The sequence below is a fragment of the Stenotrophomonas sp. Steno-Z2 genome (assembly GCF_056393235.1).
Genome location: NZ_JBWJOY010000001.1, coordinates 244,545 through 258,348, shown reverse-complemented (window position 1 = coordinate 258,348; position 13,804 = coordinate 244,545). Strand labels below are relative to the sequence as shown.

At 71.2% G+C, this 13,804-nt stretch carries 15 protein-coding genes; 7 read left to right on the top strand and 8 right to left on the bottom strand.

Annotation, left to right across the window (positions count from 1 at the left end):
• The first annotated feature begins 51 nt into the window (after window positions 1-51).
• Window positions 52-714: a phosphotransferase gene (locus tag AC06FP_RS01130; protein ID WP_478074168.1), complete on the top strand. Its 663-nt coding sequence runs from the start codon at window positions 52-54 to the stop codon at window positions 712-714.
• 258 nt (window positions 715-972) lie between these two features.
• On the opposite strand, the gene AC06FP_RS01125 is transcribed toward AC06FP_RS01130, so the two are convergent.
• Window positions 973-1,665, bottom strand: a complete 693-nt coding sequence (locus tag AC06FP_RS01125; RefSeq protein ID WP_478074167.1) for a hypothetical protein — start codon at window positions 1,663-1,665, stop codon at window positions 973-975.
• Window positions 1,666-1,805: 140 nt separating this feature from the next.
• Between AC06FP_RS01125 and AC06FP_RS01120 the strand changes: the two genes are divergently transcribed.
• Window positions 1,806-2,624, top strand: a complete 819-nt coding sequence (locus AC06FP_RS01120; RefSeq protein ID WP_433852364.1) for an SDR family oxidoreductase — start codon at window positions 1,806-1,808, stop codon at window positions 2,622-2,624.
• A gap of 51 nt (window positions 2,625-2,675) precedes the next feature.
• Here AC06FP_RS01120 and AC06FP_RS01115 read toward each other — a convergent pair whose 3' ends face one another.
• A complete protein-coding gene (locus AC06FP_RS01115) occupies window positions 2,676-3,551 on the bottom strand; it encodes an ion transporter (protein WP_478074166.1) in 876 nt (291 codons plus the stop codon).
• A gap of 72 nt (window positions 3,552-3,623) precedes the next feature.
• On the opposite strand from AC06FP_RS01115, the gene AC06FP_RS01110 reads away from it, so the two are divergent.
• A complete protein-coding gene (locus AC06FP_RS01110; RefSeq protein ID WP_478074165.1) occupies window positions 3,624-4,850 on the top strand; it encodes an acetylornithine transaminase in 1,227 nt (408 codons plus the stop codon).
• 457 nt (window positions 4,851-5,307) lie between these two features.
• Here the strand turns inward: AC06FP_RS01110 and AC06FP_RS01105 are convergent, their stop codons facing one another.
• Both AC06FP_RS01105 and hemL read right to left on the bottom strand, forming a co-directional pair.
• Window positions 5,308-5,907, bottom strand: a complete 600-nt coding sequence (locus AC06FP_RS01105) for an HAD family hydrolase (RefSeq protein WP_478074164.1) — start codon at window positions 5,905-5,907, stop codon at window positions 5,308-5,310.
• Between the two features lie 88 nt (window positions 5,908-5,995).
• Window positions 5,996-7,285: a glutamate-1-semialdehyde 2,1-aminomutase gene (gene hemL, locus AC06FP_RS01100; RefSeq protein ID WP_478074736.1), complete on the bottom strand. Its 1,290-nt coding sequence runs from the start codon at window positions 7,283-7,285 to the stop codon at window positions 5,996-5,998.
• Window positions 7,286-7,439: 154 nt separating this feature from the next.
• Here hemL and AC06FP_RS01095 point away from each other — a divergent pair, with 154 nt between their 5' ends.
• Window positions 7,440-8,714, top strand: a complete 1,275-nt coding sequence (locus tag AC06FP_RS01095) for a dipeptidase (protein WP_478074163.1) — start codon at window positions 7,440-7,442, stop codon at window positions 8,712-8,714.
• A gap of 468 nt (window positions 8,715-9,182) precedes the next feature.
• On the opposite strand, the gene thiE is transcribed toward AC06FP_RS01095, so the two are convergent.
• Window positions 9,183-9,815, bottom strand: a complete 633-nt coding sequence (gene thiE / locus AC06FP_RS01090; RefSeq protein WP_478074162.1) for a thiamine phosphate synthase — start codon at window positions 9,813-9,815, stop codon at window positions 9,183-9,185.
• Window positions 9,816-9,885: 70 nt separating this feature from the next.
• Here thiE and AC06FP_RS01085 point away from each other — a divergent pair, with 70 nt between their 5' ends.
• Window positions 9,886-10,077, top strand: a complete 192-nt coding sequence (locus AC06FP_RS01085) for a rubredoxin (RefSeq protein WP_433852357.1) — start codon at window positions 9,886-9,888, stop codon at window positions 10,075-10,077.
• A 90-nt stretch (window positions 10,078-10,167) separates the two neighbouring features.
• On the opposite strand, the gene AC06FP_RS01080 is transcribed toward AC06FP_RS01085, so the two are convergent.
• From AC06FP_RS01080 to AC06FP_RS01070, 3 genes are all read right to left on the bottom strand, one after another.
• On the bottom strand, window positions 10,168-11,016 hold the full coding sequence (locus AC06FP_RS01080; RefSeq protein ID WP_456116950.1) for a SirB1 family protein: 849 nt from the start codon (window positions 11,014-11,016) through the stop codon (window positions 10,168-10,170).
• Window positions 11,017-11,152: 136 nt separating this feature from the next.
• A complete protein-coding gene (locus tag AC06FP_RS01075; RefSeq protein WP_478074161.1) occupies window positions 11,153-11,605 on the bottom strand; it encodes a DUF192 domain-containing protein in 453 nt (150 codons plus the stop codon).
• 55 nt (window positions 11,606-11,660) lie between these two features.
• Entirely contained in the window at window positions 11,661-12,182 is a 522-nt protein-coding gene (locus AC06FP_RS01070; RefSeq protein WP_478074160.1) for a hypothetical protein, read from the bottom strand.
• A 135-nt stretch (window positions 12,183-12,317) separates the two neighbouring features.
• Between AC06FP_RS01070 and AC06FP_RS01065 the strand changes: the two genes are divergently transcribed.
• Complete coding sequence (locus AC06FP_RS01065) at window positions 12,318-12,716, top strand: hypothetical protein (RefSeq protein ID WP_478074159.1); 399 nt, start codon at window positions 12,318-12,320, stop codon at window positions 12,714-12,716.
• 82 nt (window positions 12,717-12,798) lie between these two features.
• Complete coding sequence (locus AC06FP_RS01060; protein WP_478074158.1) at window positions 12,799-13,773, top strand: hypothetical protein; 975 nt, start codon at window positions 12,799-12,801, stop codon at window positions 13,771-13,773.
• Window positions 13,774-13,804 lie beyond the last annotated feature (31 nt).

Here is a 13,804-nt window from a genome sequence, read left to right as displayed (position 1 = left end):
CGCATGCATGCGCCGCCGGTCCCGGCGGGACGGCCCGCTAGAATGGCGGCGATGGCGAATACGAACGACGACGGCCTGCAGATCCTCAAATCCGACAGCTTCGGCCGCATCCTGCTGGTGCGCGAGGGCGGGCGCCGCTTCGTGCGCCGCGATCTCGGCGCCACGCCGTGGTGGCTGCGGCTGCCGGCCTGGTGGCTGGCGCGGCGCGAGGCCCGCGCGCTGGCGAAGCTCGGCGGCATGGAGGCGACCCCGCGGCTGCTGGGCTGGGACGGGCGCTGGCTGGACCGCAGCTACATGGAGGGCGCAGCCATGCACCAGCGCCCGCCGCGCGGCGACGTGGCCTGGTTCCATGCCGCGCGCCGCCTGCTGCAGCAGGTGCACCGCCAGGGCATCGCCCACAACGACCTGGCCAAGGAAGCGAACTGGCTGGTGCGCGCCGACGGCTCGCCGGCGCTGATCGATTTCCAGCTGGCGGTCTGCGGCGACCCGCGCTCGCGCTGGATGCGCCTGCTCGCCCGCGAGGATCTGCGCCACCTGCTCAAGCACAAGCGCATGTACTGCCGGCAGGCGCTGACGCCGGTGGAACTGCGCCTGCTCAAGCGCCATTCGTGGGTGCGCGAACTGTGGTTCGCCACCGGCAAGCCGGTATACCGCTTCGTGACCCGGCGTCTCCTGCGCTGGGAGGACAACGAGGGGCAGGGGCCGAAGATGTGACGCAGCCCGCGTAGCGGACTGCGTCCCCAAAGTTCTGCATGGCAGAACTTTGGGCCCCGACTCCTTGCCTGCCTATCCCCCGCGCCTTTGGCGCGCCCCCCTTAACAAAGGGGGGCTTCGCTCCATCACGTTGGCAATGCGCGTGGAGCGGGCTCGCCCCGCTGGGCCTTGCCGGGAAATCCACAGCGGGGCAAGCCCCGCTCTAAGGTGGGTTCGCTGGTTGCGGCCTTGTGGGGTGCTGCCTTGCGTCGAGCGGACTCAGCGCACTTCCACCACCTGCCTGCCGAGATAGTGGCGCTGGGCGTCGAAGTCGTAGCCCAGGGTGAGCGTGCCCGCGTCGGCGCAGGCGTGGCAGCTGCGCAGCGCGGTGGCGTAGAGCAGGCGCACGCCGCCGTCGGGCAGCGGCGCGGTGCCGGCGGCCTGTGCCGGCGCGAACGGCACCACATCCGGATGCGCGTCGAGGAAGGCCTTGAGCGCCGGCTCGGCGCGCGCGCTGCCGTCCAGCACGTCCGCGTCCACGTCGATGGTCCGGCCGCCGGCATCCACCAGCCAGGTGCCCTGGTTGGTGTTGGCGCGCAGCGGGAATTCCAGGGTTGCCACGCCCACGCCGGACGCGTCGTCCCAGGCGCTGACGTAGCCGGGGTCGCCCTGCGCGGCCAGCCGTTGCGCGGCGGCGATCGCCGCCGGCGTCGCGCCGGCGCCGCGCATGGCCTCGACCACGCAGTCGCCGCCGCCGGGCGGCGCGTCGCTGCGGCAGGCGTCGGTCGAACCGCTCCACACCGCGCTGGCATCGATCCGCGATGGCGCAGCGTCATTTCCGCCCAGCCCGGTGGTCTGCCCGGCCACGTCGCGCGGGCGTGCGGTGTCGGCCGGCGCTGCGGGCTGCTTCTGGCAGGCGGTCACGGAAAGAAAGAGCAGCAGGGGAGCGGCAACAGCGGGCAACGGTTTCATTGGAACGCACGATGGATACGGAAAGGGCGCCAGTATCGGCATCGCGCATTAACGCCAGGTGTTCGGTGCGCGTGTCCATGGGCGGCGTCGGGCATGGCGCATAATGCGCTCCGCTTCCATCGGGTATCGCGGAGTCGCGCATGAGCAGCCTGCAAGGCAAGACCCTCTTCATCACCGGCGCCTCGCGCGGCATCGGCCTGGCCATCGCGCTGCGCGCCGCGCGTGACGGCGCCAACGTCGCCATCGCCGCCAAGTCGGCGGTGCCCAATCCCAAACTGCCCGGCACCATCCATACCGCGGTGGAGGCGGTGAACGCGGCCGGCGGCCGCGGCCTGGCGCTGAAGTGCGACATCCGCGAGGAGGACCAGGTGCGCGCGGCGGTGGCGGCCACCGTCGACACCTTCGGCGGCATCGACATCCTGGTCAACAACGCCTCGGCGATCTGGCTGCGCGGCGCGCTGGACACGCCGATGAAGCGTTTCGACCTGATGCAGCAGGTCAACGCGCGCGGCAGTTTCCTGTGCGCGCAGGCCTGCCTGCCGCACCTGCTGCAGGCGCCCAACCCGCACATCCTCACCCTGGCGCCGCCGCCGAGCCTGGACCCGAAATGGTGGGGGCCGCATACCGGCTACACCCTGGCCAAGATGGGCATGAGCTTCGTGACCCTGGGCCTGGCCGCCGAGTTCGGCCCGCAGGGCGTGGCGGTCAACGCGCTGTGGCCGCGCACCATCATCGCCACCGATGCGATCAACATGATCCCCGGCGTCGATGCCGCCGGCTGCCGCCGCCCTGAGATCATGGCCGACGCCGCGCACGCGGTGCTGGTGCGCGAGGCGGCCGGTTTCAGCGGCCGCTTCCTGATCGACGACGAGGTGCTGGCGCAGGCCGGCATCACCGACCTGTCCGCCTATGCGGTGGACCCGTCGCGGCCGCTGCTGCCGGACCTGTTCCTGGATTGACCGGGGTTCCGGATGGGGCCGCTCGAATCCTGCGCCCCGCCGTAGGAGCGGTCAGGGTTCCAGCGGTTCCGGCAGCTCGTGCCCGCAGCGGTTGCAGTAGCGCGCCTCCGGGTCGTGGCCCTCGTGGCCGCAGACGATGCAACCGCGGTCGTCGCGGCGGCGCCGGCCGGCTTCGGCCTGGCGCATGCCGTTGGCCAGCTCGGCGGTGTAGATGCCGGTGGGCACGGCGATGATGCTGTAGCCGATCAGGATCAGCACCGAGGTGACGAAGCGCCCCAGCGTGGTCTGCGGCACGATGTCGCCGAAGCCGACCGTGGCCATGGTCACCACCGCCCAGTACATGCTGGACGGGATGCTGCTGAAGCCGCGGCTGGGGCCTTCGATCACGTACATCAGCGAGCCGGCGATGATGGCGATGGTGATCACCATCGACAGGAACAGCAGGATCTTGCGGCGGCTGCGCCACAGCGCCCGCAGCAGGACGCCGCTTTCCTCGATGTAGCGGGTCAGCTTGAGGATGCGGAACACGCGCAGGATGCGCAGCGCGCGCACCACCAGCAGGGACTGCGCGCCGGGCACCAGCAGCGACAGGTAGGTGGGCAGGATCGCCAGCAGGTCGATGATGCCCCAGACGCTGAGCGCATAGCGCAGCGGCCGCCGCACCACCAGCAGGCGCAGCGCGTACTCGGCGGTGAACAGGGCGGTGAAGCCCCATTCGACCACGTAGAACCACGACGCCCAGGCGGCGTGGACGTGCTGCACGCTGTCCACCACCACCACCAGCACGCTGGCGACGATGGCGTAGACCAGCAGCAGGTCGAAATTGCGCGAGGGGCGGGTGTCGTGCCGGTAGATGATGTCGAACCAGCGGCGGCGCCAGCCGGTCTCGGACGCGGGGTTGAGCTGCGGGGTGGAGAACAGGCGCATGGCGGCATTGTGCCGCAGCCCCGTGTAATGGGGGACAATGCCGCTTTCACCCACCACACCTACCGGAACGCCATGACCGCCGTCGCCGAACCGCTGCTGTCCCTGTCCCAGTACTACCTGCCGGTGTACCGGCCCCGCCAGCTGGTGCTCGAGCGCGGCCAGGGCGCGCGGCTCTGGGACACGCAGGGGCGCGAGTTCATCGACCTGGCGGCCGGCATCGCGGTGTGCAGCCTGGGCCACAACAACCCGGAACTGAAGGCCGCGCTGCTGGCCCAGGCCGACAAGCTCTGGCACACCAGCAACATGTTCTACAGCGAGCCGCCGCTGCACCTGGCGCAGGAGCTGGTGGAGGCCTCGCGCTTCGCCAGCCGCGTATTCCTGTGCAATTCCGGCGCCGAGGCCAACGAGGTGGCGATCAAGCTGGTGCGCAAGTGGGCCGCCGCGCAGGGCCGGCCGCCGGAGAAGCGCGTCATCCTCACCTTCCGCGGCAGCTTCCACGGCCGCACCCTGGCCACGGTGAGCGCCACCGCCCAGCCCAAGTACCAGGAAGGCTACGAGCCGCTGCCCGGCGGTTTCCGCTATGCCGATTTCAACGACGTGGCGCAGCTGGAAGCGGCCATGGCCGGCGGCGACGTGGCCGCGGTGATGTTCGAGCCGGTGCAGGGCGAGGGCGGGGTGATGCCGGCCTCGGCGGAGTTCATGCGCCGCGCCCGCGAGCTGTGCGACCAGCACGACGCGCTGCTGGTGCTGGACGAGATCCAGGTGGGCATGGGCCGCACCGGCGAGCTGTTCGCGCACTGGAACTGGGGCGTGACCCCGGACATCGTCAGCCTGGCCAAGGCGCTGGGCGGCGGCTTCCCGATCGGCGCCATGCTGGCCGGCCCGAAGGTGGCCGAGGTCATGGGCGTCGGCGCGCACGGCACCACCTTCGGCGGCAACCCGCTGGCCGCGGCGGTGGCGCGGGTGGCGCTGCGCACCCTGGCCTCGGATGGGATCAAGGCCAACGTGGCCCGCCAGTCGGCCGCGCTCAAGGCCGGGCTGGAGGCCATCGGCGCCGAGTTCGGCGTGTTCGAACAGGTGCGCGGCATGGGCCTGATGATCGGCGCGGTGCTCAAACCCGAGTACGTGGCCGACATCGGCGCGCTGCTGGACCTGGCCGCCGAGAAGCAGGTGCTGATCCTGCAGGCCGGCACCAGCGTGCTGCGCTTCGTGCCGCCGCTGAACATCACCGACGAGGAGCTGGCCGAAGGCCTCAGGCGCGTGCGCGAGGCGATCGCGGCCTACGTGGCGTCGCGCTGACGCACGCACCTTTCGGCTGCTTCCCGTAGGAGCGGCTTCAGCCGCGACCTGGCTTTCCCGTGAAGGCTCTTGTCGCGGCTGAAGCCGCTCCTACGCTTTTACGGGACGGCGGGAGTTTCCGGTCGACGTGTGCCGGCTGCGAGACATTGGGGCCTTTTGCGGGATGCGGGTTGCTTGCGCCCCGTAGGAGCGGCTTCAGCCGCGACCAGATTTTTTCGCGAAGGCCTCAATCACGGCTGAAGCCGCTCCTGCGACAGGCCGAGGGCTGGGTTCCCGGCGCGCTACCCGGCAGGCGGGTGCCATGCTGCCCACCCGCTTCCGGAACAATGCTTTGGACATGACCTGGCCGGCGTTCTGCGGCAGGGTCGCTCCGACGCGTTTCACGGCAGCAACCGCCCCGTTCGGCCCATCGCGGCACTGCTCCGCCATCGCGCGACGAAGCGAGCCGGCCGCTGCTTCAGTCCAGCAGCCGGTAGCGCCGCAGCACGCGGCGCAGTGATTGCGTGTGGTGCGCGGTGTCGGCGTGCAGGCCGGCCGCGCGCGCGCCCTGCACATGGCGGAACAGGTGGTCGACGAACAGCGTGCGTGCCGGCGCGCTGCCGAGCTTTTCAGTCGCGGCCAGGTAGATGCGCGGATCGGGTTTGCGCACGCCCAGCGCGGCGCTGCACAGCACCTCGATGCCAGGCAGCAGCGCGGCGATCGCGGCCGCGCTCAGGGGGCCGTTGTTGGTCAGCACGGCGACGCGCACATCCGCGCGCAGCCGCTGCAGCAGGGCGAGCGTGTCGCGGCGCGGGGCGCTGGCGTGGGTACGCGCGGCGCGCCAGTCGTCGGCGGACAGCTGGCTGCCGAGGCGGGCGTTCAGCGCCTGCAGCAGCGCCCCGCCATCGAGTTCGCCGCGCGCGTGCGCCAGCTCCAGGCCTTCGCCGCGCAGCAGCGCGTCGATCTGCGCGGGCGCGCAGCCGGCGGCTTCCGCCAGATGCCGGAGATGGCGCGGGTGGTCGTAGTCGGCAAGCAGGCCGTCGAAATCGAGCAGCAGGGCGTGGAGGGTGGGAATCATCGGGGCACGGCAGGAGCGACTTCAGTGGCGATGGGGCTTTCCCGGGAAGTCCCCTTCGCGACTGAAGTCGCTCCTACGGGGGCAGCGCTCAGGCGGCGACCACCTTGAACGCCTCGCGCGCGGCGGCCAGGGTGGCATCGATCACCGCGTCGTCGTGCGCGCTGGACAGGAAGCCGGCCTCGTAGGCCGACGGCGCCAGGAACACGCCGCGCTCCAGCATCGCGTGGAAGAAACGGTTGAACGCGGGAATGTCGCAGGCGGTGGCCTGGGCGTAGGTTTCCACTTTCTCATGGGTGAAGAACAGGCCGAACATCGCGCCGACGCGGTTGGTGGTGACGGCGACGCCGGCCTCGCGCGCGGCCGCTTCCAGGCCCTCGCACAGGCGCGCGGTGCGCGCGGCCAGCGCATCGTGGAAACCCGGCTGCTGGATCAAGTGCAGCATCGCCAGGCCGGCGGCCATCGCCACCGGGTTGCCGCTGAGCGTGCCGGCCTGGTAGATCGGGCCGGCCGGGGCGATCTGCTGCATCAGCTCGCGACGGCCGCCGTAGGCGCCCACCGGCATGCCGCCGCCGATGATCTTGCCGAAGGTGGTCAGGTCCGGGGTGATGCCGTAGTGCGCCTGCGCGCCGCCCAGCGCCACGCGGAAGCCGGTCATCACCTCGTCGAAGATCAGCAGCGCGCCGTGCTTCGTGCACAGTTCGCGCAGGTGCTGCAGGTAGCCCGCGCGCGGCGGGATGCAGTTGGCGTTGCCGACCACCGGCTCGATGATCAGGCCGGCGATCTCGCCGCCCTGCTGCTCGAACAGCGCGGTGGCCGCGTCGAAATCGTTGTAGGGCAGGGTGAGGGTGAGTTCGCTCAGGCCCGCCGGCACGCCCGGCGAGGTCGGCACGCCCAGGGTCAGCATGCCGCTGCCGGCCTTGACCAGGAACGAATCGCCGTGGCCGTGGTAGCAGCCTTCGAACTTGACGATCCTGCTGCGCCCGGTGGCGCCGCGCGCCAGGCGGATCGCCGACAGCGTGGCCTCGGTGCCGGAGTTGACCATGCGCACCATCTCGCACGAGGGCACCAGGGCGGTGATGGTCTCGGCCATGGTCACCTCGGCCGCGCACGGCGCGCCGAACGACAGGCCGTTGCCGATGGCCTGCTGCACCGCCTCGCGCACCGCCGGGTGGTTATGGCCGACGATCATCGGGCCCCACGAACCGACGTAGTCGATGTAGCGGTTGCCGTCCACGTCGAACAGGTACGCGCCATCGGCGCGCTGCACGAAGAACGGTTCGCCGCCGACCGACTTGAACGCGCGCACCGGCGAGTTGACGCCGCCGGGCAGCAGCTGCCGGGCGCGGGCGAACAGGGCGTGGGACTGGTCGTGGTTCAGGGACATGGCAGGCACGGGGATGACGAAAGAATGCGCCCATTGTCCGCTTTCGCGCCGGGCGCCGCCATGCGCCGGGGCATGCATGACCAATGGCCTGCAAGGGCGCGCGGGGCGCATGCAAGAATGCGGGACGATCCGTCCCGAAGGGAGAGCCATGAAGTTCGATACGACGTTCAAGGCCGGCGCGCTGTCGGCCGCGCTGCTGCTGGCCTTCGCCGCCACCGCCCACGCCGGTACCGGCCCGGCGCAGATTTCCGAGCGCGCGCGCGCCATCCAGGCCAGGGCGATCAACCTGGACACCCACCTGGACACGCCGGCGCTGTTCTCCAAGCCGGGCTGGAAGATCACCGACCGCCATGCCTTCCAGGACGACGGTTCGCAGATCGACTACCCGCGCATGGTTGAGGGCGGGCTGGATGGCGGCTTCTGGGTGGTGTTCACCGGCCAGGGCGAGCGCGATGCCGCCGGCAACCTGAAGGCGCGCGACGCCGGCCTCCGGCGCCTGTCCGAGATCCGCGAGATGGTCGCGGCCAATCCGGACAAGTTCGAACTGGCCACTACCGCCGACGATGCGGCGCGCATCAAGGCCGCCGGGAAGAAATCGGTCTACATCAGCATGGAGAACGCCTACCCGCTGGAGTACGACCCCAGCCTGCTGAGTTTCTATTACAAGCAGGGGCTGCGCATGATCTCGCTGGCGCACATCAGCCACAACGATTTCGCCGATTCGGCCGGCATGGGCGTGGCGCCGGAAGGCGAGCACGGCGGCCTGAGCGAGAAGGGCAAGGCGATGATCGCCGAGGCCAACCGGCTGGGCATCATCATCGACCAGTCGCACGCGTCCAACGCGGTGTTCGACCAGATGCTGGAACTGAGCAAGGCGCCGATCATCCTTTCGCACAGCGGCGCCTACGACGTGTTCGCGCACTCGCGCAACATCGACGATGCGCGCATCCGCGCGCTGGCGAAGAAGGGCGGCGTGATCCAGGTGAACTCGCTGGGCGGCTACCTGATCGACACCGGCGCCACCCCTGAGTACCGCGCCGAGCGGCGCAGGCTCTACGAATCCTTCGGCGGCCGCGACGACCTGGGCGACGCCGAGCGCGCGCAGCTCAAGGCGCGCCTGGCCGAGCTGGACGCGAAGTACAACATCCGCAAGGCCGATTTCGACGACTACATGCGCCACCTGCTGCACATCATCAAGGTGGCCGGCTGGGAGCACGTGGGCCTGGGCGCGGACTGGGACGGCGGTGGCGGCGTGGAAGGCTACGAGGACATCGCCGCCCTGCCCAAGGTGGTGCAGGCCCTGCTCGATGCCGGCTACGACGAGCGGCAGATCGGCGGCATCCTCGGCGGCAACACCGTGCGCCTGATCCGCGAGGTGCAGGCCCTGGCCGACCCGGCGGCGGTCAAGGCGGCGCTGGAGTAAGCGCTGCTCAAGCCCCTCTCCCCATGGGGCGAGAGGGCACGGTCTGCGCGCCACGGGCGCGCGTGCCTTCGAGCGCCCACGCCGCTGGCGTGGGCCGGGGCGCGGAGCGCGGTAAAGTCCGTGGCGCTCTGCCATCGGAGGCGTCCGCCGCGCCTGCATCCGTTCTTCCGGAAACCGCTGCAGGCGACCCATCCGTCGGCCGACCCTTCGGAAGGCTTGGCAGTGCAGCCTGGCAAGCCGGCGACCTGCTCAAGCCCCTCTCCCAATGGGAGAGGGGTTGGGGTGAGGGTGCGCGGCGAAGCCCCGGGGTTTTGCCGTCAAGCGCTTCCACAGCACCTCGGTCCAATGCCCGGAGCCGCTGCACGCGGCACATGCGTGTGCCGATCCTTCGGAACGCTTCGCCGTGCAGCCTGGCAATCCGTCCGGGCTGCCCCTCGACGGTGTCGGGAAGCAACGCGCCGCGGCCGCTCAGCGCGGAGAAAAACACGCCTGGTAGCCGCGCAGCGCCGCCACCGGGTCGGCGGCGGCATACACGCCGCTGATGACCGCCAGCAAATCGGCGCCGGCGGCGACCAACGGCGCGGCGTTGTCCGCGGCCAGGCCGCCGATGGCCACGCGCGGCACGCCCAGCGCCGCGGCCTCGCCCAGCAGCGACGGGTACGCGCGCCGCGTGGTGGCCTTGCTGCGGCTGGGAAAGAACGCGCCGAAGGCGACATAGCTGGCGCCGGCGGCCACCGCGCGCTGCGCCAGCCCGATCTGGTCGTAGCAGGACGCGCCGACGATCGCATCCGGGCCGAGCAGGGCGCGCGCCGCGGCGATATCGCCGTCGTCCTCGCCCAGGTGCACGCCGGCCGCACCGACGGCGGCGGCCAGGGCGGCATCGTCGTTGACGATCAGCGGCACGCCGGCGGCGGCGCACAGCGCCTGCAGCGCCTGTGCCTGTTCATGGGCGGTGGCGGCATCGACCGCCTTGTTGCGGTACTGCAGCCAGGTGGCGCCGGCGGCGAGCAGCGGCCGCGTGCGTTCCAGCAGGCGCGCGGTGTCGGTTTCGTCGGGGGTGATCAGATAGACGCCGCGGGCGGCGGGGATGGGGTGGGGCATGGATGGCTACCTGTACGGCGGCGGGAATGGGACAATCTGCGGCCGCCCCCTGTGTTGCCGTGATTATCCAATGTCCGACGCTTCCGCCTCCACTTTCCGCACCTGGATGTGCGTCGTCTGCGGCTTCATCTACCGCGAGGCCGACGGCCTGCCCGAAGAGGGCATCGCCCCGGGCACGCGCTGGGAAGACGTGCCGGAGACCTGGACCTGCCCGGACTGCGGCACCACCAAGGACGATTTCGAGATGGTGGAGCTGGACTGAGCCGGGCCGGCACCGGAATGCCGCAGGGGCGCCCCGCACGCGCCCTGCGGGCGAAGGAGGCTGCACGCGGGGCGAGCCCGCAGGCAGGGATCAATGCAGCCGCGGCCTTTCGCCGCCGATGTCGATCAGGCGTTCGCGCACCTGCGCCGCGTCGGCGGCATCCGGCTCCCGCCGCAGGTACTGCGACAGGTCGGCGCGCGCGCCGGCCAGGTGGTCCAGGCGCAGGTAGGCCAGGCCGCGGTCGCGCAGCGCATCGTTCTGCTCCGGCGCGAGCTTGAGGATGCGGTCGGCGCTGCGCGCGGCGCGGTCCCATTCCTCGCGTTCGGCGTAGACGCCATACAGGTTGCGCAGCATGCGCATCAGGATCGCGCGCGCCGGCGCCGGGTCCAGGATCTGCGCCAGCACCTGGTCGTCGGGCGTCTCGCCGCCGAGGTTGCTGCGCGCGCGCTCGCGCAGTTCGTCCACGCCCAGCGGGCGGCCGCCGTTGAACGGGTCCATGACCAGCACCCCTTCCTCCACCGGCAGCCGCACCAGGAAATGGCCCGGGAAGGAAATGCCTTCCAGCGGCAGGCCGAGCCGGCGCGAGACTTCCATCTGCACCAGCGCCAGCGAGATCGGGTTGCCGAGCCGGCGCGTGACCACCTCGTTGAGGTAGCTGTTGCGCGGGTCGTAATAGGCGTCGTGGTTGCCGCTGTAGCCCAGTTCGTTGAACAGGTGGTGGTTGATGGCGGCCACCTTCAGCGGCCACTCGGCGATGGCCTCCACTTCCACCCGCAGGTGGTCGGCGTGGGCCTGCAACAGGCGGTCGCAGCGGGCCGGGTCCAGTTCCGGGTATTCGTCGCGCGCGATCAGCAGCGCGGTGGGCAGCAAGGGCAGTGCGTCGTCGGCCAGCTCGGCCAGCGCGTCCCAGTGCGGCAGGGTGAGGCGTGTGTCGGACATGGCCCAAGACTGGCGGCAAAGCGCGGCCGGTTCAAGGCGTGCGGCCTGCGCATGCCGGGCAGGCGCGACTTCAGTCGCGATGGGGTGTTGCCGGGAAAGCCCCTTCGCGACTGAAGTCGCTCCTACGTGGGACGGGTCAGTTGCCCTTCGGGATGCCCGGGCCGAACACCAGCTCGGTGCCGTCTTCCAGTTTCAGCTTCGCCGCCTGGCCGGCATTGAGTTCCAGCACGTAGCGCGCCGGTCCGGCGCTGGGATAGGGCGGGCAGGCATCGCCGGCCGAGCACGGCGGCACGTCGCGCTGCTGGCTGACCAGCCGGCGCGCATCGTCGAAATAGAGGATGTCCAGCGGGATGCGGGTGTTCTTCATCCAGTACGCCTGCGGTTCCAGGCGGTCGTGGATGAACAGCATGCCGCGGTCGCTGTCCATGCTGTCGCGGAACATCAGCCCGCGCGCGCGGCTGGCGTCGTCCTGGGCCAGTTCCACCTTGTAGCGGGTGCCGGCCAGTTCCACCCAGTGCCCGCCGGCGCTGGCGCAGCCGCTGAGCAGCAGCAACAGGGACAGGCAGGCGATGCGGCGCGGCAGGGACATGGCGGACTCTCGGGTGAAAGGGCGTTGCGCACCTTCACGGATGCGTGGCGCGGCGTCAAGCGTCCCCGCGCGCGGGTTCCGGCCTGCCTGGCGTGGCGGCGAAGGCGGCATGCAACGCGGAAAACAGGCCGTGCACGTCCTCGCGCAGCCATGCCCGCGTGGCGGCGGCGGGCTGCACGAACAACTGGCAGGACAGGGCCAGCGCGGCGGCGTCCAGGCCGAGCGGATCGTCGCGGTGGCGGCCGAGCTGGAAGAAACGGTCGTACAGGTCGAAGCGGCTCTCCAGCAGGTGCGCGTGCCAGGCGCCCAGCGTGTGGTCGATGTCCAGGCCGCCAGCCTGTCGTGGCGGCGTCCAGCCGGGCGGCAGGTACAGCGGCGGCGTGGCCGCGGGCAGGGCGCCGGCATGCGCATAGGCGCGGCAGGCCAGCCAGAAGCGGAACAGGCACAGCTCGGCGATCGCTTCGCGCGGCGCCGGATGCAGCCGCAGCACGCTGGCGTAACGGCCGTGGTAGTCCACGTCCAGATAGTCGCGGACGAGCCGCTCCGATGCCGCGCCGGCGGCGGGAATGCCTTTCATGCCTGCTTCTCCTTGGCGGGGCGCGCGCCCGGGCAGGCGCGCGCGTGGGTCCATGCGCCAATGAAAGCAATTAGTTCACTCAAATGAAAGTGATTGGTGACCTTGCCGCGGAAGCGGTCCGTAACGTTGCCGGCCATGAGCGACGAACGCTTCGAATTCTCCCGACGCTTGGGACAGGCGATGAGCGCGGCCGGTTACGAACCGCGGCCGGCGGTCCTCTTCCGCCTGTTCAATGCGCGCTACCGGGGGCGTTCGGTGAGTTTCCAGAGCGCGTCGCGCTGGCTGGGCGGTCGCTCCATTCCCGAGCAGGACAAGCTGCAGGTGCTGGCCGAACTGTTCGGTGTGACGCCGCAGGCGCTGCGCTTCGGCGAGTCGACCACGCGCGTGGCCGAGGCCCGCGCCGAATGGAACAGGATGGGCGCGCGCGAACGCGCGGTGATCGACACCTATCTGGCGCTGCCGGTGCGGCAGCGCGAGCTGGTCGGCGAGCTGGTGAAGGCGCTGGCGCTGGCGGACAGGAAATCCACGCGCTGACGGCGCGGCGCGCGATCGCGCGCGGCTGGACACATCCGCCGGGTCGATGCGTCAGGGAAGCATCCCATCCGGAGATGCGCGCATGCTTCTTTGTCGTTCCCTTACCGCTGCATTGGTGCCGTTCCTGCTGCTGCTCGCGGGCAATGCCCAGGCCGATGCGGATTGCCCGCCGCTGCCCGGCCTGGAGCAGTGCGCGGCCGGCGCGCATGGCTGGGTCTACGGCCGCGATGCCGGGCAGGTGCGCCTGCTGGCCGGCGACCTGGCCGCCAGCGCCGCCGCCTTCGCGCGTCACTTCGCCCGCCCACCGCTCCGGCTCGCCGTGCTGCTGGACGCGCCGGGGGACATTGGTGCCGACGACCGCGCGCGGCTGCTCGCTGCCGGGGCCGCGCAGGTGATCGACTGGCCCGGCATGCAGGCCTTCCAGGCCGCGCGCCAGTCGGCGGTGGCGGCCGACGATCCCGGCAGCCGCCTGCTTGCCGCCAACCCGGCCATCGTCCAGGCGATCTGGCGCAACCTGACCCGCCACGAGCTGGGCCACGTGGTCTTCAATCTCACCTACTGGCCGGACCTGGGCAGGACGTCCGGGCACGGCCATGCGCGCAGCCCGGACTGGCTCAACGAAGCGGCGGCGATGCTGCTGGAGGCCGACGAACTGGTCGCCCAGCGCCGGCGGATGCTGCGCGGCATGCGGGCCGATCCGGCCCATCCGCTGCCCGGTCTTGCCGACTTCCTGGTCATGGCCAACCCCGCCCGTCCCGACAGACAGGCCGCGCCCGCCACCCAGGGCATCCGTCTGGTGTACCGCAGCCCGGCCGAGGCCGGCGATGCGGCGGCCGGTGCGCGCTACTACGCGCAGGTGCAGGGCTGGGCCGATTTCCTGGTCCAGGCCACGGCCGCGGCGCGCCCGGGCGTGCTGGGCAGCCTCAGCGGGCGCATCGCGTCCGGCGGCCGTTTCGACGATTGGCTGGCCGACACCGGCCCGGCATTCGGCCTGCCCGACAATCTGCCCGCGCTGGAACGGCAGTGGCGAGCCTGGCTGGACGCCACGGCCGGCTGACGCGCCATGGCGACCGTCGTCGCGTGTGCGG